Here is a 19064-nt window from a genome sequence, read left to right on the forward strand (position 1 = left end):
GTGACCCCCCATGGCGAAGCGAATCGACGTCAGCGGACTGTCCGCCTTCTACGGCACCCACAAGGCCATCGACGACATCTCGATGACCGTGGAGCCCCGCTCCGTGACCGCCTTCATCGGCCCGTCCGGCTGCGGCAAGTCCACTTTCCTGCGCACCCTGAACCGGATGCACGAGGTCACCCCCGGCGGCCGCGTCGAGGGCAAGGTGATGCTGGACGACGAGAACCTGTACGGCACGAACGTGGACCCGGTCGCGGTCCGCCGCACCGTCGGCATGGTCTTCCAGCGCCCGAACCCCTTCCCCACCATGTCGATCTTCGACAACGTGGCGGCGGGCCTGCGCCTGAACGGCAGTTTCAAGAAGGCCGCGCTCGCGGAGATCGTGGAGCGCTCCCTCAAGGGCGCCAACCTCTGGAACGAGGTCAAGGACCGCCTGAACAAGCCGGGCTCCGGCCTCTCCGGCGGCCAGCAGCAGCGTCTGTGCATCGCCCGCGCCATCGCGGTCGAGCCCGAGGTCCTGCTGATGGACGAGCCCTGCTCGGCCCTCGACCCGATCTCCACCCTGGCCATCGAGGACCTGATCGGCGAGCTGAAGGAGCGCTTCACGATCGTCATCGTGACGCACAACATGCAGCAGGCGGCCCGCGTCTCGGACCGCACTGCCTTCTTCAACCTCGCGGCCGTCGGCCAGCCCGGCAAGCTCATCGAGCTGGACGACACGGAGCGGATCTTCTCCAACCCGTCCGTCCAGGCGACCGAGGACTACATCTCGGGCCGCTTCGGTTAAACCCGGACCCCCCGCGGATGTGCGACACGTCCTGCGGTGCTGCATGGCGGTGCCACCGCAAGGCGAAAGAAAAGGGCCGGCTCCCCCTGGGTGGGGGGAGCCGGCCCGCTTTCGTTTCCCGGGGCGGACCCTAGGCGATGGCCAGGTCCACGATCCAGAAGCTGAGCGCCGCGACCAGCGCCGCGGCCGGCATGGTGATGAACCAGCCCAGGATGATGTTCTTGGCGACGCCCCAGCGGACCGCGTTGACCCGCTTCGTCGCGCCCACACCCATGATCGCCGAGGTGATGACGTGGGTGGTGGAGATCGGCGCCTGGTACAGGTACGACGCGGTGTACATGATCGAGGCGCCCGTGGTCTCGGCGGCGAAGCCCTGCGGCGGGTCGAGCTCGATGATCTTGCGGCCGAGCGTGCGCATGATGCGCCAGCCACCCGCGTACGTACCCAGCGACAGCATCACGGCGCAGGCGATCTTGACCCATACGGGGATCGGCGCGTCGGAGCTCTGGACGTCGGCGATGACCAGGGCCATCACCACGATGCCCATGGTCTTCTGGGCGTCCTGGAGGCCGTGGCCCAGCGCCATGGCGGCCGCCGAGACGGTCTGGGCGATGCGGAAGCCGCGCTTGGCCTTGTGCGGGTTGGACCTGCGGAACATCCACATGATCGCGACCATCACCAGGTAGCCCACGACCAGGCCGACGATCGGCGACAGGAACATCGGGATGACGACCTTGTCGAGCACTCCCGACCAGATGACGCCGATCCCGCCCGCGAGCGCCGCCCCGACCATGCCTCCGAAGAGCGCGTGGGAGGAGGACGACGGCAGGCCGAAGTACCAGGTGATCAGGTTCCAGACGATCGCGCCGACCAGGGCGGAGAAGAGGATCCACATCCCCCGGTCACCGGTCGGCGTCTCGATGAGCCCCTTGCTGACGGTCTTGGCCACGCCGCTGCCCAGGAAGGCGCCGGCGAGGTTCATCACCGCGGCCATCGCGAGGGCGGCACGCGGGGTCAGCGCGCGGGTCGAGACCGAGGTCGCGATCGCGTTCGCCGAGTCGTGGAAACCGTTGGTGTACGTGAAACCGAGCGCGACACCGATGGTCACGATCAGAGCGAAGGTGTCCACGAGGTTCAGGACTCCTTGACCGCGATGGTCTCCACCGTGTTCGCGACGTGCTCGAACGCGTCGGCCGCCTCTTCGAGCACGTCGACGATCTGCTTGAGCTTGAGCACCTCGATGGCGTCGTACTTGCCGTTGAAGAGCTGGGCGAGCAGCTTGCGGTGGATCTGGTCGGCCTGGTTCTCGAGGCGGTTGACCTCGATCCAGTACTCGGTCAGGTTGTCCATCGTCCGCAGGTGCGGCATGGCCTCGGCGGTCAGTTCGGCCGCCCGCGCCAGTACCTCGATCTGCTGCTCGACGCCCTTGGGGAGCTCCTCCACGTTGTAGAGGACGACCAGGTCGACCGCCTCCTCCATGAAGTCCATGATGTCGTCGAGCGACGAGGCCAGGTTGTAGATGTCCTCGCGGTCGAACGGCGTGATGAAGGAGGAGTTCAGCTGGTGGAAGATCGCGTGGGTCGCGTCGTCCCCCGCGTGTTCCGCCGCCCGCATCCGCTCCGCGATCTCGGCCCGGGCGGAGGAATCCGCTCCGAGCAGTTCCATCAGGAGCTTGGAGCCCGTGACGATGTTGTCCGCGGATGCGGCGAACATGTCGTAGAAGCTCGTCTCCCTGGGGGTCAGACGAAATCGCACGTGAGGTCCTCGGGGTGCATTGGATTCGGTCAGGCTGATGCTAGGCGCAACCCCCGGCGAGGGCTAACCGGCCGTTCACCAGTGTGCTCCATCAGGCACAGTGGGCGGAACGGACCCCTGCCCGGACGGCGAGGGCGACGTAACCTATACCCATGAGGGGTATGCATCCCTCATTTCCGGACCACGGGAGGACTGCATGACGACCATCGAGGCGGAGGGCTCCGGAGCCGGCGTCGCCGCGGCCCCCGAGGAGACCCCGGGCGCGGCGGTGCACGGGTACCACCACCAGAAGGACGAGCACCTCAAGCGGCTGCGCCGGATCGAGGGCCAGATCCGCGGCCTGCAGCGGCTCGTCGACGAGGACGTCTACTGCATCGACATACTCACGCAGGTCTCGGCGAGCACGAAGGCGCTCCAGTCCTTCGCGCTCCAGCTGCTGGAGGAGCACCTGCGGCACTGCGTGGCCGACGCGGCGGTCAAGGGCGGCGCGGAGATCGACGCCAAGGTCGAGGAAGCGACGAAGGCGATCGCCCGCCTCCTGCGCACCTGAGGCGGCGCGAGGACCCGGCCCCGCGCGCGGCGGCTGCCCGCCCCTCCCCGCACCGCGTCGGACCGGCACGGTCCGGTCCGGCACGGGCTCGTGCGGGTTCGTGCGGGTTCTTGCGGGCCTGGCGCCGGGGTCAGCGGCTGACGCCGACCATCAGCACCTCGTCGATGCGGTCCTGGCTGAGCCGTTCCTCGTCCGCCGTGGAGGCCGCGATGATCAGCTCACCGCACAGCTCGATCTCGGCGAGGGCCACGAAATCCTGCACCGTCGTACCGCCTCCGGGAGTCACGCGTGTCACCTCTTCCCGCCGCCATAGGTCGTCGGCGATCGGCTTCTCAGCGTAGGGAGCGCGGGTCGCTGCGCGCATGACACGGATGGACCATTTCCGGATACCGGGCCATGACCCGATGGCACCGGTCTAGACCCATCGCACCGACTACTCGGCGATCTTCCCGGCGTAAATGTCCCCGCTCGGGGGCAATGCGACGGTCACCGGAGTCCCGAACCCGTAGAGCAGCGTCGTCGACGAGACATCGATCACGCCATTGTTCTGGTAACTGAAACGGTGGCGGACCTTCCGCAGCCGGCCCTCATCGTCGAGGTACGCGTCGAACGGGACGGAGTCCTTGCTGAACCCTTTCGCCGCGGCCTCCAGCGTTCCCCGGATGTCCGGCGAGGCACTGCGCGCCGCCCGCCCGAGGTCGGTCGTCCCCCGGTAGTGCCACACCCTGGTGCCCGCCACCTCGGTCTCCCCCACGTACGTCACCTCCTGCGCGCCGCGCAGCAGCTCGGCCGCCGCCAGCGGATCGGTTGCCCCGCCCGTGACCAGGTTCCCGTCCCCGAGGGTCGCCGTGTCGACGCGCACCCACTTGTCGTCGGGCACGCCCGCGCCCCGGTTCTTCATGTAGAGGGCGCCGGGGACGAGGAGCTCGGTGATCGGCCGGTGCTCGTCCTTGCCCGCCGCGTCGGCGGGGAGCATCACCAGGAGCTGGCCCATCCGGTGCACGAAGTCCACCCCGCCCTCGCCGCGGATCGTGACGCGGGTGCCGCCGGCGGCCATCTCCATCGCCGTACGGACCCGCGCGCTCCCGGCCGCCGTCAGCGCGTCGGCGGCCGCCCGCACCGCCGCGACGGCCCTGGCCGGGTCCGCCGGCGGTTTGCCGTCGCCGCCGGCGCCCGCGCCGGCCCCCGCTCCCGCGTCCGCCGCGCCGCCGCACGCTGCCAGCGCGGCCACGGTGACGGCCACGCCGACCGCGAGCACCACCCCACCCGCACGCACTCGCCGCCGCCTGTGCTGGTGCACCACCATCGCCTGCCAACCCCCAACGCATGACCGCTGCTTGCCCGAGGCCCCCACCCGCTCCGCTTAACGAGGTCCGGGGTTTCCCGTCACGGTGCGGGGCCGTGTCCGGGCGCGCCGAACCCGGGTACCGTGGTGGCGTGGACCCGCATCCCAAGGCGCCGCCGACCGTTCCGCTCGCCACCTTGCCGCTCGCCACCCTGCCGCTGCCTCGTGCGGACGCGCGGTCCGAGAGGCCCGCACAGCCGCCGGCCGGCCACAGCACGAGCACCACCGAGCGCGGGTCGTTCTGCCTGGCCCTGTGCACCTGCGGCTGGAGGGGCCCGGCCCGCCGCTCCCGCGACCTGGCCCGCAAGGACGCCACACTGCACACGGCGGGGTAGGGGCGGAGCCCCGACCCGGCGACGGGGCGGCGCGGCGGCCCGGTGGCGCGTTCTGATAGCCCGTTCGGACGGCCCGGCTGGCCTGCCTGCGCGGGAGCGGATGCCCTGGACTCATGCCAGGACCCGCGCCCCGACTCGCCGCCCTCCTCTGGGCCCTGCTCATCGCCTCCGCCCCGGCCGCCGCGGCCTGGGCCCGGCCCGTGGGCACGGCGGACGGCCCGGCCGACGTGGCCCTGGCCGTCGGGCTCACCACCGCCGCGGCCGTCGCCACCGGGCTGTGGCTGCGCTCCCGCTACCGACGCGACGAGGACGAGGGCGACCGGGGCACGGAAGGCGGCGACCCCTGAGCCCGCGCCCGCGCCCCCGCCCCCGCCCGGCGGCGATCCGGCTGTTCTTCGGGGCGGCGGGGCTGTGCCTGCTGGCGGCCGTACTGCTCTCCGTATGGGATTCCTACGCGCACCGGTGAGCCGGGCCGCGACGGCTCCCTCCTACGCGGCCAGGTCGCGCTCCCGCGGAGCCGCCGGCGGCGGCGTCGCCAGCCCGACCGGCTGGGCCAGCGGGCGGTCCTTCGCCCGTACCAGCCTCCCGGCGCGCGGGGAGCGGGCCACCGCGCGCACCACCGGGGTCAGCAGCGCCATCGCGAGCGGGGCGAACAGCAGGACGACGGCGGTACCGAGGGCGAAGCCGCCGATGGCGTCCGTCGGGTAGTGCACGCCCATGTACACGCGGGACAGTCCCTCCAGCAGGGCCAGCCCGATGCCGATGAAGCCGAGCCTGCGGTTCGCGATGAACAGGCCGACGCCGAGGGCCATGGCGAGGGTGGAGTGGTCGCTGACGAAGGAGAAGTCGGTCGTGGACAGGCCCGGTTCGAGGACCTCCAGCCCGGTGTGCTGCACGAACGGCCGCGGCCTCCCGACGAACCCGCGCAGCGGGACGTTCACGAGGAGGGCGATCCCGGCGCCGAGCGGGGCCCAGACCAGCGCGGCGAACGATTCGGCGGCGGTGGTCTCGTCCTGCCGGCGCGCGCCGCGCCAGCACCACAGCACGAGCAGCACCAGGGCCAGCAGGATCCCGTACTCGCTGATGAGGCCCAGCGCCCGGCCGAGCCCGTTCGGGACGTGCCGGGAGAGCCCGTTGATCGCGTACAGCAGGCTTACGTCCACGTTCGGCCCACCGGTCGTGAGTCCAGCCACGGCATTGCGGCCCCTTGCCCTTGCCTGGGTTTCCCTGCGGGCGCACCCCGGTGTGCGCCCCTTCGCCCCCAGTCGATCAACCCCCGCGCCCATGGAACGCCCGTTCTGAGGGGCCGGTTCCACTCTCCACGGAATGATCACTCCAACGTTATCGAAGAGTGACTCATCGTCGCAGCTCAGGGCCTTTGCTTAACGGACAGTCACGAAGCGGCCCGGCCTGAGCTCTTGGGGTCCGGCAAGGCCTCCGCGCCGTCCTTCGTGACGCGGGTCGCACCGAAGTAGTCGGGCGTGTCGATCTTGTCGAAGCGGATGACCGCGCCCGTGTACGGGGCGTTGATCATGTAGCCGCCGCCCACGTAGAGGCCGACGTGCCGGATCTCGCGGGAGTTCGTCAGATCGTCGGAGAAGAACACCAGGTCACCGGGGAGCAGTTCGGCCCGCGAGGGATGGGCGCCCGCGTTGTACTGGTCGTTGGCGACGCGCGGCAGCTCGATCCCCACCGTCTCGTACGCGGCCTTGGTGAGCCCCGAGCAGTCGAACCGCCCGTCCTGGTCGGGCGTTCCGTTGCCACCCCACAGGTACGGGGTGCCGAGCTGCTTCTGCGCGAAGTAGATGGCCCCGGCGGCCTGCTGGGACGGCGCGACCCGCCCGACCGGCTTCGCGAAGCTCTGCGCCAGGGTCGTGATCGTCTTCACGTACCCCTGGGTCTCCTTGTACGGCGGCACCCCGCCATATTTGATGACCGCGTACGCACCGGCGTTGTACGCCGCGAGCATGTTCTTCGCCGCGTCACCCGGCACCCGGGCCACGTCCTTGGCGAGCTCGCAGTCGTACGAAGCCGCCGACGGGATCGCGTCGTTGGGGTCCCAGATGTCGCGGTCGCCGTCACCGTCGCCGTCGATCCCGTGACCCGCCCAGGTGCCCGGGATGAACTGCGCGATGCCGCGCGCGTCCGCCGGACTGACGGCCGTGGGGTTCCAGCCGCTCTCCGAGTACAGCTGGGCGGCGAGCAGCGGCGGGCTGATCGCCGGGCACAGCGCGCCCCACTTCTGCACCAGCGCCTGGTACTTGCCCGGTACCGCGCCCTTCACCAGACCGACCGCCTGGCCGCCGCCGGCCCCCACCAGTCCCGCCGCGGCCGAATACGTCCCGACCACGAGCAGCACGAGGAAGCTCAAGCACAGCCCGATCCCGATTCCGCCTGCCATCCAGAATCTGCGCACCCGTCAACCCTCCCCCATGCCCACCGTTTTCGGGTGCGAAATGTCCGTGTCGTCCCTTCCGCTAGGCCAGTCGGAAGCACACCCCTGGTAACCATCCTCGACGCGGAAGAGCGCCGCCGTCCAGACCCCCTCGGCGCACGGCGCGGGTTGACGCCCGGGCCGGACCGCCTACCGGGGCTCCACCGGGGGACCTACCGGGGGGCGACGAACAGACTCTGCGCGCTCCGGCCGATCGGCCCCTTCTCGTCGTGCAACCGGGCGTCGGCCAGCCCGATGCCGGCCGCGTCCACACTCGTACGGGCCTCCACGCAGGCCCATTCCCCGACCGGGTGGCGGTGCAGGTGGACCGTCAGATCGCTGTTGACGAAGACGAAGCGGCCGAAGTCCATGACGGAGCTGATGCCGTTGCCCGAGTCGGCCGCGACCAGCACCCGGTCCAGCGGCCTGACGTCCTCCCCCGCGATCAGCGCGACCTTCATCCGCATCCAGCAGGTGCCCGGGCCCAGCTCCATGAACGCGCCCTCGGTGAACCGGGTCTCCATGGCGCGGTGGTAGCCGGTCTCCCACGGCACCGGGAAGAACGGGGTCACCTCCACCTCCCCCGGCGCCGGCAGCCCCGGCCCCGGCACCGCGGCCGGCACCGCCTCCGGAGCCACCCGGATCCGCAGGGCGCGCGCCAGCATCACCGGCGCGGCCCCGGGCGGCGCGAGGGCCGCCTCGACCACCTCGGTACTGCGCCCGGCACGGAGCACGCTGGTGGTGACCTCCAGCGGCCCGATCGGCACCGGGCGCAGGATCTCGTACGTGATGCGGGCGAGCCGCATGTCCTCGCGGGCGCCCTCCCGGTCCTCGACGGCCCGCCCGAGCAGCGCGGCCGGCGGCCCCGCGTGCTGCGCGAGCGGATCCCAGGGCCCGCGCGTGTGCTCGCTCGCCAGGAACCGCCCCGTGTCGACCCGTTCGAAGAACGCCTCAGCAGAACCCATGCCGCAGACGCTACCGAGAGGTAACCCACCCCGCCAGGGCTTCCGGACACTTGCCGGACCTGCCCGCGCAACTCAGCGGGCGAACCCCAGCCCCACCCCCAGCCCCACCAGCACCGACCCGATGGTCCGGTTCAGGGCCTTCTGCGCCTTCAGCATCCGCTCGCGCAGCCGGGAGTTCGAGAAGAACAGCGCCACCGCGCCGAACCAGCCCAGGTGCGCCACCGACATGAACAGCCCGTACCCGGCCTGCTGCAACACCGGCGTGCCCGGGCCCACCACCTGCGTGAACGTCGACACCACGAACAGCGTGGTCTTCGGATTGAGCACGTTGGTCAAGAACCCCGACCGCAACGCCCCGAGCGGCGTCAGCCCGGCCTTCCCCTCCAGGTCCACGGTCAGATCGGCCCGCGCCCGGAACGTACGGATCCCGATCCACACCAGGTACGCGGCGCCCGCCAGCTTGATGGCCGTGAACAGCTCGGTCGAGGAGGCGATCAGCAGCCCGACCCCGAGCATCGTGTACGAGACGTGCACCAGCACGCCGGCCGCGACGCCCGCCGCCGCGAACAGGCCCGTCGGGCGCCCGTACAGATAGCTGTTGCGGACCACCATGGCGAAATCGGCCCCCGGGCTGATCACCGCCAGGAGCGTGATGACGGCGACTGCGATCACTTCTGTCATGCACGGATCCTCACAACCGGCCGCCTCCCGATCAACCCCCTCCGGAACACGGATACTTGAGACATGCCGCTGCCGCTGCCCCTGCCCCTCACCCTGCGCCCGTACCGCCCCGCGACCGACGCGGCGTTCCTGCTCGACTGGATCACCGGCCCCACCGAACTCCTCACCTGGTCGGGCCCCGCCTTCAGCTGGCCCCTCGACGAGGCTCAGCTCACCGCCTACGCCGCCGAACCCGGCCGGCACACCTGGACCGCCGTCGCCCCCGGCACCGGGCGGCCCGTGGGCCACATCTCCCTGCGCCGCCACCAAGACGCCCCGGGCGCCCGCGTCGGCCGCGTCCTCCTGGCCCCGGACGCCCGCGGCCAGGGCCTCGGCGAGACCCTCCTCACCCTGGCGGTCGAGCGCGCCTTCGGGGAGCTGGGCCTGCCCGAGCTCGACCTCGGCGTCTACGCCCACAACACCCCGGCCGTCCGGCTCTACGAGAAGGCCGGCTTCCGCACCCACCGGGTCATCCGGGACGTCGAGCAGGTCGACGGCGTCTGGTGGACCGCCCTCCAGATGCGCCTGCCCGCCCCGGACGGTCCACAATAGGACGGTGTCCCCGACCTCCACCCCAGCCCTGAAGGCCGACTGCGCGAACTGCTTCGCGCTGTGCTGCGTCGCCCTGCCCTTCGCCAAGTCCCACGACTTCGCCGTGAACAAGGCCGCCGGAACCCCCTGCAAGAACCTCCGGCAGGACTTCCGCTGCGGCATCCACACCGCGCTGCGCGACAAGGGCTTCCCCGGCTGCACCGTCTTCGACTGCTTCGGCGCCGGCCAGCAGGTCTCCCAGGTCACCTTCGGCGGCCGCGACTGGCGCGGCGACCCCGGGACCGCCCGCCGGATGTTCGAGGTCTTCCCGGTCATGCGGCAACTCCACGAGCTGCTCCACTACCTCACCGAGGCCCTCGCCCGCCCCGCCGCGGCCCCGCTGCACGACGCCCTGCGCGCGGCGCTCGCCACGACCACGGAAGCCACCCGCGCGGACGCGGAGACCCTGGCCCCCTTCGACGTCGGCGCCCTCCGCCAGGAGATCAACACGCTGCTCCTCGAAACCAGCGAGCTCGTCCGCGCGCACGCCCCGGGCCGCAAGAAGAACCACCGCGGCGCCGACCTGATGGGCGCCCGCCTCTCCGGCGCGGACCTGCGCGGCGCGAACCTCCGCGGCGCCTACCTGATCGCCGCCGACCTCAGCCGCGCCGACCTGCGCACCGCCGACCTGATCGGCGCGGACCTCCGCGACACCAACCTCCGCGGCGCCGACCTCCGCGATGCCCTCTTCCTCACCCAACCCCAGCTCAACGCCGCCCAGGGCACCCCCCAGACCAAACTCCCCCCATCCCTCACCCACCCCACCCACTGGCTCTGACCCGGCCCCGCCCCACCCGGCGGCACCGGCGCTACAGCCCCAACCGCTCGAAAACGCGCCGCCGCAACACCTGGTACTCCTCCCACCGCCTCGGCAACCGCCCCGCCGGCCGCTCCCCCATCGCCCGCCCCGCGGTAACCGTCTGACCGAGCCGGAACTGCTCCCGCGTCAGATCGATGACGACACCCCCCGGCAGCACGTTCCAGGTGTGGAACCCCTGCTGCTCGCCGTCCAGCCAGACCTCGCCGACCACCAGGTCGCCCCCGCACAGGTCCTGCACGACCAGCGCCGTGATGTCGCAGTGCCCCCACGCCGGGTTCCCGGCCGTCCACGGCGCCCGCTCGACATCGTCCGGCGAGCACGTCTCGGCCGACCATCCCGCCCGGATGGCCGCTTCGACATCACCGAGTGTCCAAGGAGTCGTCATCACCCCAGCCTGCCCCCAGGCACTGACAACGGGGGCCGGGCCCACACACGTACGCCCCACACACACGTGCGCCCCTCGCACACCCACACGCCCCCGCGGCCCACCGCTCCCCGGCCACGGCACGCGCTCGCCCCGATCCGGTCACCCACCCCATCCCGGCCACAAGGAACACGACGGCGCGTCAGCCCGCCGACACGCGCCCCCACTGCGCCGAACGGCGGCGCGTCACTCGTACCCCCGTACGCCGAGACGACAATTCATTGCCCGGGGTCACACCCCGTGATACACAGAGTGACCATAGGTTTCTCTCGCCCCCACACCGCCCTCGCCCAGGTCAGAGCACAGGGACGGGACACGGGCGCGGAGATCGGGCAAAGAGAGCCGCCAAGTCGACATACGGCGGCGATTTCATCAGCGAAGATAGTACGTGACCCCTGCCATCGGGCACGGGGTACCGGAACTACCCATACAGGGGCGGTGAGTTACATGATCCTGGCAGCCGAAAAGGGCGACATCACCACCATCATCGGCGGAATCGCCCCGAACTGGGGGCCGTTCGGCAGTCTCGGCAACGAAGCGAAGGTCATGATCGAGGTGGTCATGGCCGTCGCGATCCTCCTCTGCCTCGGCATCGCCATCTGGGGCGCGGCCAAGCAGCGCATCGGCGCGACGGCCCTGCGCGACACGTTCAGCGCGGAACAGGGCAAGGGACTGATCGTCGCCGGCCTCACCGGCGTGTTCATCATCGGCTCCCTCGGCACCCTCTTCACCATCGTCTACGGAATGGCCGTCTAGCCGGGCCGCCCACCGGCTGCCGGACCTGATGAGGACTCACCACACCGCATCCACGCGGGAACGAGCGCTACCGTCGTACGACGCGGAGGGGGCGGACACGGAATGAGCAACGACGACCAGTACGGCGGCGGCGGACACGGCGAGGTCGGCGGCACGGGCCAGACCCGTACCCGCCTCCCGGACTCCCCCTCCGACGCCTACGGCACCCCCCGCCGCACCCCCCGCGCCTCCCGCGGCCTCGTCACGGTCGTCGGCGTCGTGGTCCTCCTGATCGCCGCGATCGCCTTCGCCAACCAGTCCCAGGACACCCCCTCGGAGCCGTCCTCGGACAAGGCCCCGACCTCCTCCTCAACGGCCGCCACCGGCACCACCCCGCTCCCGGCCGCCCCGGGCACCATCCCCAAGGGCTTCGCCCACAACGAGCAAGGCGCCCAATCGGCCGCCGCCAACTACGCGGTCGCCCTCGGCTCCGACGGAATGTTCAAGAAGAACTCCCGCCAGGCCATCGTGGATGCCATCTACACACAGGACGCCGCAGGGAAGCTGAAGGGTGCGCTGGACGAGGCCTACTCCACCTCGTTCCTCACCAGACTCGGGCTCGACGCGAACGGCGACGCCCCGCGGGGCAGCACGTTCGTCACCCGAACCGTCCCGGTAGGCACGCGTGTCGAGAGCTACTCGGACGCCTCCGCGAAGGTAGCCGTCTGGTACACCGGGCTGATCGGCATGTCCGGCGAGAAGTCCACGGACCCTGTCCGGACCACCTGGATGACCTGGACCTTCGAGCTGTCCTGGGCTGACAACGACTGGAAGATCCTTTCCGACAAGCAGCAGGACGGACCCACTCCGGTACCCAGTGATGGCACCGCCTCTACGTCCGATGACATGAGCAAGGCCATCAAGGAGTTCGGAGGGTTCACCTATGCCCGCTAGTCTCCGGCTCCGGATCGGGGTGATCGCCTCGGTGCATGTCGCCCTCGCCGCGCTGGCGAGCCGCGCCTATTCCGCGCCGACGCCAACCCCCACCCCCACGCCGACTCCCACGCCGCAGGCCAGCAAGAACGCTTGCGACCTGCTGACCGGGCCCTCCAGGGACTACTGCGAAAGCGGCACCGGCGCCTCCGGCGGCACCTCCAAAACCGGCCTCGCCCCCAGCGACGGCAGCGCCGACGCCCTCAACCCCCTCGCCTCCCTCGCCAAGGGCTGCGCCGACGCCGCCTCCTGGATCGTCGGCAAACTCAGCGACGCCGTCACCCACACCGCCAACGTCGACTTCACCAACCCCGCCTTCCTCCAGCAGTACGCCGTCGTCTTCGCCGCGAGCACCATCCTCACGCTCGTCCTCTGGCTCCTCGCGGTCGCCAAACGCGCCATCCGCGGCGTCCCCCTCACCACCGCCATGTCCGAAGCCATCGGCTTCCTCTGGCTCACCGTCCTCGCCTCCGCCTTCACCCCCCTCGTCCTCTACACCGTCGTCTCCGCCACCGACGGCGTCACCGAGGTCATCGCCTCCGCCACCGGCGGCAAATCCGACGTCTTCTTCGGCTCCTTCGCCGAAGCCCTCAAAAAGGGCGACGACATCGGCGGCGGCCCGATCATGCTGATCGTCGTCGCCCTCGTCACCGTCCTGGCCGCCGGAGTGCTCTGGCTGGAGCTCGTCATCCGCGCCGCCCTCCTCTACGTCGGCGCCCTCCTCGGCACCGTCGTCTACGCCGGACTCGTCGACCGCAACATGTGGGGCCACGTCCGCCGCTGGGCCGGCATCATGATCGCCGTCATCCTCGTGAAGCCGGTCATCGTCATCGTCCTCGGCCTCGCCGGCGCCCTGACCGGAGACAAGGGCCCGAACGCCTTCTCCGCCGTCGTCTCCGGCCTCGCCATCATCCTCCTCGCGATCTTCGCCTCCGCGATGATCTACCGCTTCGTCCCCGGCTTCGGCGACGAGATCGCCTCCGCCCGCTCCAACCGCAGCAAGGCCACCGACGGCGCCCAGGCAGCCGCCGTCATCAGCTCCCCGGCCTCCCTCGTCTCCCAGGGCATCAAGACCCACAGCAGCCGCGGCGCCCACCGCGCCGGCGGCGACGGCGCGGGCGGCGGGGGCGGCGCCTCCCGCCCCGCCAACCCCCTCTCCGGAGGCGTGGCCGCGCACAGCAGCCGCCCCACCTCCGGCGGCGGCTCCGGCGGCGGATCCCCCGCCACACCCCCGCCCCGCACTGGTTCGAGCACGAGCAACACAGGAGGTGACGGGCGGTGACGACCCAGTCGCACCAGCTCCACCCGATCGCGCCCCGCCGTACGTATCTCATCGGCCGCGCCCGGCCGAACGCGATCGTCGGCAAGAACCGCGAAACCGGCGAGATCGCCCTGATCATCGCCGGCGCGTTCTTCGGCATGATGAGCGGACTGCTCGTCCCCGACCTCACCCTGCGCATCGTCAGCCTCGCCGGCTTCCCCATGCTCGCGCTCGCCGCCGTGTACGTCCCCTACCGGGGCCGCACCTTCTACAAGTGGTTCGAGATCAACCGCAGCTACAAGCGCACGCTGCGCCGCGGCACGACGTACCGCTCGGGCACCATGGAGGCCGGCATCCGCGCCGCCGACGGCCGCGAGGTCGAGGTGGGCCCGCCCCCCGGCATCGGCCGCATCGCCTGGCTCGCCGCCCCCTTCGGCCCCGACGAGATCGCCGTCCTCCTGCACGCCGACCGCCGCACCGTCACCGCCGCCATCGAGATCGAGGGCCCCGGCGTCGGCCTGCGCGACAGCGAGGACCAGGAAGCCCTCGTCGACCGCTTCGGCACCCTCCTCAAGCACGTCGCCAACGGCGACGGCTTCGTCACCCGCCTCCAGATGCTCGCCCGCACCCTCCCCGCCGACCCCGACGCCCACGCCAAGGACGTCGCCCAGCGCGGAAACACCCAGGCTCCCGGCTGGCTGCGCGACTCGTACGAACAGCTCCAGTCGATGGTGTCCACCTCATCCGAGCAGCACCGCGCCTACCTCGTCGCCTGTATGCACTACAGCCGCGAACTCGCCGCCGAGGCCCACACCATCGCCCGCGCCTCCTCCCCCGCCAAGGGACGCAAGCTCGACCGCGACGCCGGCCTCGCCATCGTCATGGCCCGCGAGCTCACCGACATCTGCGCCCGCCTCGCCGAGGCCGACATCCGCGTCCGCCAGCCCCTCGGCCAGGGCCGCCTCTCCTCCCTCGTGCACTCCATGTACGACCCGGACCATCCCATCGACCACATCCAGGCCATGACCAAGCGCAACGCCTGGCCCGCCGAACTCGACGCGGTGGAGCCCACGTACCTCCAGGCCAAGACCCGCGAGTCCTCCACCCGCGCCCCCTGGTGCCACGCCACCGCCTGGGTGAAGGAATGGCCGATGACCCCGGTCGGCGTCAACTTCCTCGCGCCCCTCCTCGTCCACACCCCGGACGTGATCCGCACCGTCGCCGTCACCATGGACCTGGAGCCCACCGAGGTGGCCATCGAGCGCATGCTCACCGAGAAGACCAACGACGAGGCCGACGCCAGCCGCGCCGCCAAGATGAACCGGACCGTCGACCCCCGCGACATCGCCGCCCACGGCCGCCTCGACCAAAGAGGTGAAGATCTCGCCAGCGGTGCGGCAGGAGTCAACCTGGTCGGGTACATCACGGTGTCCTCGCGTTCACCGGAGGCCCTCGCCCGCGACAAGCGGACGATCCGCGCCTCCGCCGGCAAGTCGTACCTGAAGCTGGAGTGGTGCGACCGAGAGCACCACCGCGCCTTCGTCAACACCTTGCCGTTCGCCACCGGCATCCGACGCTAGCTGGAGGGAAGTGCCGCCCATGCGAGATCCCATGTCCGCTCTGACGGACGCCTTCACCAGCTTCCTGTTCGGCAAGGTCGAAACCACCCGGCTGCCCGTCCGCACCTCCACCGGCCAGGCCCAGGCCGTCTACCTGCCCACCGCCGCCCCCGGCCTCGGCGACTCCGGCGTGATCATCGGCCGCGAGGTCTACAGCGGCAAGGGCTACATCTACGACCCCTTCCAGCTGTACGGCCAGCAGCTGCCAGCCCCGCACTGGCTCGTCCTCGGCGAATCCGGCAACGGAAAATCAGCCCTGGAGAAGACCTACGTCCTGCGCCAGCTCCGCTTCCGGGACCGCCAGGTCGTCGTCCTCGACGCCCAGGGCGAAGACGGCGTCGGCGAGTGGAACCTCATCGCCCAGCAGCTGGGGATAACCCCCATCCGCCTGGACCCCATCGCCGCCAACGACGACGGGATCCGCCTCAACCCCCTCGACCCGGCGATCACCACGACCGGACAGCTCGCGCTGCTCCGGACCATCATCGAAGTCGCCATGGGCCACGGCCTCGACGAACGCTCCGGCTTCGCCCTCAAGGTCGCGCACGCGTACGTCGTCGACACCATCCGGGACCGCCAGCCCGTCCTCACCGACATCGTGGAACAGCTGCGCCACCCGGAAGCCGAATCCGCCGAAGCCATGAACGTCGACATAGACGATGTCCGGGCCTGGGGCCTCGACGTGGCGCTCGTCATCGACCGCCTCGTCGACGGCGACCTGCGCGGCATGTTCGACGGCCCCACCACCGTCGGCATCGACCTCGACGCCCCCCTGATCGTCTTCGACCTCTCCCACATCGACCGCAACTCCATCGCGATGCCGATCCTCATGGCGATCGTCGGCGTCTGGCTGGAGCACACCTGGATCCGCCCGGACCGCAAGAAGCGCATCTTCCTCGTGGAAGAGGCCTGGCACATCATCAACAGCCCCTTCGTGGCCCAGCTGTTCCAGCGCCTGCTGAAGTTCGGCCGCCGCCTCGGCCTGTCCTTCGTCGCCGTCGTCCACCACCTCTCCGACGTCGTCGACGGCGCGGCCGCGCGCGAAGCCGCGGCCATCCTCAAGATGGCCTCGACCCGCACCATCTACGCCCAGAAGGCGGACGAGGCCCGAGCCACCGGCCGGGTCCTCGGCCTACCCCGCTGGGCGGTGGAAATCATCCCCACCCTCACCCCGGGCATCGCCGTCTGGGACGTCAACGGCAACGTCCAGGTGGTCAAACACCTGATCACCGAGGCCGAACGCCCCCTCGTCTACACCGACCGCGCGATGACCGAGTCCTCCGCGGCCCACCAGCTCCCGGACGACCTGCTGGCCGCGGAACTGGAGGCGGAGGAAAGGGCCCTCCTCATCGAACGCCGCCGCAACGGCCCCGGCTCCGCGACCACGGTGGCGTAACCATGCCCGACCCAAGACCTACGGGGACTCCCGCCGGCGGCGGCGGAGTCCCGGACGGCGTCCTGGTCGGCCTGCTGGCCTTCCTCCTCGGCCTGGCCGTACTGGTGTGGTCCGCGACCGGCCTCGCGGCCCTCTTCTCGAAGGGCGCCTGGCCGGCCACGGTCACCTTCACCCGTACCCCGGAGGCCATCCGCGCCCTGATAGCGCAACCGCACGACATCCCGGCCGCCTGGCCCGACACCGACCCGGCGGCCCTCTCCGGCTGGGGCCTCTTCTGGGGCCTGTTCATCAGCCAGCTCCTCGTCCTGCTGGTCCTGGTCATCTTCACCCTGGGCGTCATCGCCCGTACGAAGTCCCGCCGCGCCCCGGCCAAGACCCCGGGCCCGCTCCCCCACGTCCCGCCCCAGCCCCTCCCAGCCGCGGTGCCCCCGTCCCCCGTAGCCGCACACCGCAAGGCCACCCCGGCCCCGGCCAACGAGGCCCACCGCTACGCCCCGGCAACCCGCCCACCGACACCCGCACCGACCGCGCCTGCACCCGCCGCGCCGCCACCGCCTGCCCCGAGCCCGACGCCGGCCCCGGTCCCGGCCCGGACACCCCGCCTGACCTACGCCGACGCGGCCACCCGCCACCGCACCGCCGTCCAAGCCGTCAACGAGGCGGAGTCGGCAGCGCTGATCGTCACCTCCTCCCCCGCCCTGTGGGCCGAGACCAAGGACGCCCGCGCCAAACTCGGCCCGGTCCTCCTCTACGACCCCTCGCACCTGTGCGACACCCCGGCCCGGATGCACTGGAACCCCGCCGCCGGCTGCGCCGACCGCGACACCGCCGCCGCCCGGGCGATCGCCCTGCTGGCCCCCGTACGCCCCCAGGCCCGCATGGACGCCGCCGTCGCCGATACCGCCGAAACCCTCCTCCGCAGCTGGCTCCAGGCGGCCGCGCTCGACGAGCGCCCCTTCAAGCAGCTCCACCGCTGGGCCCAGGGCAACAACGCGCAGGACCCGGTCCGCGTCCTGCGCACCCACCCCCAGGCGGCCCCCGGCGCGGCCGGCGAACTCGAGAGCGCCCTCACCGCACACCCCGAACGCCGCGAACAGGCCCAGGACCTCACGACCCGCGCCCTGTCCTGCCTCAGCTCCATCCACATCCGCGAGGCCTGCAACCCCAACCGAACAGATGCGCTGACCTTGGCATCGTTCGTCTCCGAAGGGGGCACCCTCTATGTGGTGGGTGAATCCCTGGAAGATCCCCGTGCCCACCCGGGTGCGATGCCGTTGCTGACCGCACTCGCCTCCAGCGTGGTCGAGCACGGCCGCCGCGTGGCCGCACGGTCATCCCACGGTCGGCTCGACCCACCACTGGCGCTCGTCCTGGACGACATCGCCGCGGTCGCTCCCGTCCCCCAGCTCCCGGAGCTCCTGCAAGACGAGACCCTCCCGCTCCTGGCCCTCTGCCGCAGCCGCGAACAGGCCCGCTCCCGCTGGCCCCACGCCGACCTGCCCTAAGGCCGCGGGTACACGTACTCCAGCTCCTTCACCGACGGATTCCCCGGCATCGGCACGCTCCGCCCGCTCGCCCGGAACCCGAACCGCCGGTAGAACGCGCCGGCCCGCGCATTCTCCTCGTGCACGAACAGCCGTACGCGCTCCAGCGCCGGCTCCTCCAACGACCAGGCCCATTCCAGCGAGGCCGCGAACAGCACCTCGGTCAGCCCGGTCCCCCGGTGCTCCGGCCGTACGAACACGCCGACCAGATGCCCCTGGGTCCGCTCGATCGGGAACCCGAAGAGGTCGGAAGTCCCGCCGTCCTCAACGAGTACGACCACCGACCCGACCCACTCCCCACCATCGGCCTCGGCAATGAACTGCCGCGCGGTCCGCCCGTGCGAGGCCCCTTCGGCCCGCCCCCGCCAAAACTCATCAGGGTGCGACTCGGCGCTCTCCACGGTCTCCAGAAACGCCACCGGAGCCGCGGGATCCCGCAACGCGGCGAGGCGCAGCTGCTTGACCCTCTCCCATTCATCGGCGCGTACGGAACGAATCACATGCTGGCTCATATCGCGGGATACTACCGAGCTGGAAATTGTCCGTAAACGCAGAAAAGCCCCGCACCAGTTACCTGGTGCGGGGCTTTCCCACAATGATTGTTCGGCGGCGTCCTACTCTCCCACAGGGTCCCCCCTGCAGTACCATCGGCGCTGAAAGGCTTAGCTTCCGGGTTCGGAATGTAACCGGGCGTTTCCCTAACGCTATGACCACCGAAACACTATGAAGATATCAACCGGATGACAACACGGTCGTTACTTCAGAACTAACACAGTGGACGCGAGCAACT

The 19064-nt window shown here is 71.0% G+C and carries 22 protein-coding genes and 1 rRNA gene; 12 read left to right on the top strand and 11 right to left on the bottom strand.

What is annotated here, in order from left to right:
• Positions 1–10 precede the first annotated feature (10 nt).
• Complete coding sequence (gene pstB, locus IE248_RS27820; protein ID WP_008742371.1) at positions 11–787, top strand: phosphate ABC transporter ATP-binding protein PstB; 777 nt, start codon at positions 11–13, stop codon at positions 785–787.
• Between the two features lie 130 nt (positions 788–917).
• Here the strand turns inward: pstB and IE248_RS27825 are convergent, their stop codons facing one another.
• Together IE248_RS27825 and IE248_RS27830 are read right to left on the bottom strand one after the other, a co-directional pair.
• On the bottom strand, positions 918–1916 hold the full coding sequence (locus tag IE248_RS27825; protein WP_008742370.1) for an inorganic phosphate transporter: 999 nt from the start codon (positions 1914–1916) through the stop codon (positions 918–920).
• 5 nt (positions 1917–1921) lie between these two features.
• Positions 1922–2542, bottom strand: a complete 621-nt coding sequence (locus tag IE248_RS27830; protein ID WP_008742369.1) for a DUF47 domain-containing protein — start codon at positions 2540–2542, stop codon at positions 1922–1924.
• A 196-nt stretch (positions 2543–2738) separates the two neighbouring features.
• Here IE248_RS27830 and IE248_RS27835 point away from each other — a divergent pair, with 196 nt between their 5' ends.
• Positions 2739–3092 (top strand): metal-sensitive transcriptional regulator, encoded by a 354-nt coding sequence (locus tag IE248_RS27835; RefSeq protein ID WP_008742368.1) that lies wholly within the window; start codon positions 2739–2741, stop codon positions 3090–3092.
• Between the two features lie 130 nt (positions 3093–3222).
• Here IE248_RS27835 and IE248_RS27840 read toward each other — a convergent pair whose 3' ends face one another.
• Positions 3223–3378, bottom strand: a complete 156-nt coding sequence (locus IE248_RS27840) for a hypothetical protein (RefSeq protein ID WP_164495869.1) — start codon at positions 3376–3378, stop codon at positions 3223–3225.
• Between the two features lie 147 nt (positions 3379–3525).
• Positions 3526–4398 carry an SCO4651 family lipoprotein gene (locus IE248_RS27845; protein WP_190032029.1) on the bottom strand — a complete coding sequence of 291 codons (873 nt, stop codon included), beginning with the start codon at positions 4396–4398 and terminating at the stop codon, positions 3526–3528.
• Positions 4399–4529: 131 nt separating this feature from the next.
• Between IE248_RS27845 and IE248_RS27850 the strand changes: the two genes are divergently transcribed.
• Positions 4530–4772, top strand: coding sequence for a hypothetical protein (locus tag IE248_RS27850; protein WP_124288995.1), 243 nt, complete (start codon positions 4530–4532; stop codon positions 4770–4772).
• A 113-nt stretch (positions 4773–4885) separates the two neighbouring features.
• A complete protein-coding gene (locus IE248_RS27855; protein ID WP_073775243.1) occupies positions 4886–5119 on the top strand; it encodes a hypothetical protein in 234 nt (77 codons plus the stop codon).
• A gap of 141 nt (positions 5120–5260) precedes the next feature.
• On the opposite strand, the gene IE248_RS27860 is transcribed toward IE248_RS27855, so the two are convergent.
• The 4 genes from IE248_RS27860 to IE248_RS27875 form a co-directional block, all read right to left on the bottom strand.
• A complete protein-coding gene (locus tag IE248_RS27860) occupies positions 5261–5965 on the bottom strand; it encodes a phosphatase PAP2 family protein (RefSeq protein ID WP_190032030.1) in 705 nt (234 codons plus the stop codon).
• Positions 5966–6165: 200 nt separating this feature from the next.
• Positions 6166–7173 (bottom strand): C40 family peptidase, encoded by a 1008-nt coding sequence (locus IE248_RS27865; protein ID WP_100582832.1) that lies wholly within the window; start codon positions 7171–7173, stop codon positions 6166–6168.
• Positions 7174–7379: 206 nt separating this feature from the next.
• Positions 7380–8171 (bottom strand): thioesterase family protein, encoded by a 792-nt coding sequence (locus IE248_RS27870; protein ID WP_008742361.1) that lies wholly within the window; start codon positions 8169–8171, stop codon positions 7380–7382.
• 72 nt (positions 8172–8243) lie between these two features.
• Positions 8244–8852: a LysE family translocator gene (locus IE248_RS27875; protein WP_037794019.1), complete on the bottom strand. Its 609-nt coding sequence runs from the start codon at positions 8850–8852 to the stop codon at positions 8244–8246.
• Between the two features lie 63 nt (positions 8853–8915).
• Between IE248_RS27875 and IE248_RS27880 the strand changes: the two genes are divergently transcribed.
• A complete protein-coding gene (locus IE248_RS27880; protein ID WP_190032031.1) occupies positions 8916–9443 on the top strand; it encodes a GNAT family N-acetyltransferase in 528 nt (175 codons plus the stop codon).
• 4 nt (positions 9444–9447) lie between these two features.
• The gene (locus IE248_RS27885) at positions 9448–10260 is read left to right on the top strand and encodes a pentapeptide repeat-containing protein (protein WP_190032032.1); all 813 of its coding nucleotides are present in this window, start codon (positions 9448–9450) and stop codon (positions 10258–10260) included.
• Positions 10261–10291: 31 nt separating this feature from the next.
• Here the strand turns inward: IE248_RS27885 and IE248_RS27890 are convergent, their stop codons facing one another.
• Positions 10292–10687, bottom strand: coding sequence for a YunG family protein (locus tag IE248_RS27890; RefSeq protein WP_190032033.1), 396 nt, complete (start codon positions 10685–10687; stop codon positions 10292–10294).
• Between the two features lie 486 nt (positions 10688–11173).
• On the opposite strand from IE248_RS27890, the gene IE248_RS27895 reads away from it, so the two are divergent.
• The 6 genes from IE248_RS27895 to IE248_RS27920 all read left to right on the top strand — a co-directional run bounded on the left by IE248_RS27895 (position 11174) and on the right by IE248_RS27920 (position 18235).
• Positions 11174–11482, top strand: coding sequence for a DUF8827 family protein (locus IE248_RS27895; RefSeq protein WP_008742356.1), 309 nt, complete (start codon positions 11174–11176; stop codon positions 11480–11482).
• 102 nt (positions 11483–11584) lie between these two features.
• On the top strand, positions 11585–12415 hold the full coding sequence (locus tag IE248_RS27900; protein WP_190032034.1) for a hypothetical protein: 831 nt from the start codon (positions 11585–11587) through the stop codon (positions 12413–12415).
• Complete coding sequence (locus tag IE248_RS27905; protein WP_190032035.1) at positions 12405–13736, top strand: hypothetical protein; 1332 nt, start codon at positions 12405–12407, stop codon at positions 13734–13736. The genes IE248_RS27900 and IE248_RS27905 overlap by 11 nt, the downstream gene beginning before the upstream one ends.
• Positions 13733–15295 (top strand): SCO6880 family protein, encoded by a 1563-nt coding sequence (locus tag IE248_RS27910; protein ID WP_073775259.1) that lies wholly within the window; start codon positions 13733–13735, stop codon positions 15293–15295. Before IE248_RS27905 ends, IE248_RS27910 begins: the two co-directional genes overlap by 4 nt.
• 19 nt (positions 15296–15314) lie before the next feature.
• On the top strand, positions 15315–16730 hold the full coding sequence (locus IE248_RS27915; RefSeq protein WP_037797845.1) for an ATP-binding protein: 1416 nt from the start codon (positions 15315–15317) through the stop codon (positions 16728–16730).
• Positions 16731–16732: 2 nt separating this feature from the next.
• On the top strand, positions 16733–18235 hold the full coding sequence (locus IE248_RS27920) for a P-loop NTPase family protein (RefSeq protein ID WP_190032036.1): 1503 nt from the start codon (positions 16733–16735) through the stop codon (positions 18233–18235).
• Here IE248_RS27920 and IE248_RS27925 read toward each other — a convergent pair.
• Positions 18232–18786 carry a GNAT family N-acetyltransferase gene (locus IE248_RS27925; protein WP_190032037.1) on the bottom strand — a complete coding sequence of 185 codons (555 nt, stop codon included), beginning with the start codon at positions 18784–18786 and terminating at the stop codon, positions 18232–18234. The genes IE248_RS27920 and IE248_RS27925 overlap by 4 nt on opposite strands.
• An 89-nt stretch (positions 18787–18875) precedes the next feature.
• Positions 18876–18992 (bottom strand): 5S ribosomal RNA (gene rrf / locus IE248_RS27930).
• Positions 18993–19064: the final 72 nt, after the last annotated feature.

This window comes from Streptomyces goshikiensis, from assembly GCF_014650555.1.
In the GTDB taxonomy this organism is placed as follows: domain Bacteria; phylum Actinomycetota; class Actinomycetes; order Streptomycetales; family Streptomycetaceae; genus Streptomyces; species Streptomyces goshikiensis.

Bases quoted from the DNA above. Each gene is read 5' to 3' on its own strand.
- IE248_RS27900 (WP_190032034.1), top strand. From the start codon at position 11,585: ATGAGCAACGACGACCAGTACGGCGGCGGCGGACACGGCGAGGTCGGC.
- IE248_RS27915 (WP_037797845.1), top strand. From the start codon at position 15,315: ATGCGAGATCCCATGTCCGCTCTGACGGACGCCTTCACCAGCTTCCTG.
- IE248_RS27875 (WP_037794019.1), bottom strand. From the start codon at position 8,852: ATGACAGAAGTGATCGCAGTCGCCGTCATCACGCTCCTGGCGGTGATC.
- pstB (WP_008742371.1), top strand. From the start codon at position 11: ATGGCGAAGCGAATCGACGTCAGCGGACTGTCCGCCTTCTACGGCACC.
- IE248_RS27925 (WP_190032037.1), bottom strand. From the start codon at position 18,786: ATGAGCCAGCATGTGATTCGTTCCGTACGCGCCGATGAATGGGAGAGG.
- IE248_RS27920 (WP_190032036.1), top strand. From the start codon at position 16,733: ATGCCCGACCCAAGACCTACGGGGACTCCCGCCGGCGGCGGCGGAGTC.
- IE248_RS27890 (WP_190032033.1), bottom strand. From the start codon at position 10,687: ATGACGACTCCTTGGACACTCGGTGATGTCGAAGCGGCCATCCGGGCG.
- IE248_RS27855 (WP_073775243.1), top strand. From the start codon at position 4,886: ATGCCAGGACCCGCGCCCCGACTCGCCGCCCTCCTCTGGGCCCTGCTC.
- IE248_RS27905 (WP_190032035.1), top strand. From the start codon at position 12,405: ATGCCCGCTAGTCTCCGGCTCCGGATCGGGGTGATCGCCTCGGTGCAT.
- IE248_RS27845 (WP_190032029.1), bottom strand. From the start codon at position 4,398: ATGGTGGTGCACCAGCACAGGCGGCGGCGAGTGCGTGCGGGTGGGGTG.
- IE248_RS27880 (WP_190032031.1), top strand. From the start codon at position 8,916: ATGCCGCTGCCGCTGCCCCTGCCCCTCACCCTGCGCCCGTACCGCCCC.
- IE248_RS27865 (WP_100582832.1), bottom strand. From the start codon at position 7,173: ATGGCAGGCGGAATCGGGATCGGGCTGTGCTTGAGCTTCCTCGTGCTG.
- IE248_RS27870 (WP_008742361.1), bottom strand. From the start codon at position 8,171: ATGGGTTCTGCTGAGGCGTTCTTCGAACGGGTCGACACGGGGCGGTTC.
- IE248_RS27895 (WP_008742356.1), top strand. From the start codon at position 11,174: ATGATCCTGGCAGCCGAAAAGGGCGACATCACCACCATCATCGGCGGA.
- IE248_RS27835 (WP_008742368.1), top strand. From the start codon at position 2,739: ATGACGACCATCGAGGCGGAGGGCTCCGGAGCCGGCGTCGCCGCGGCC.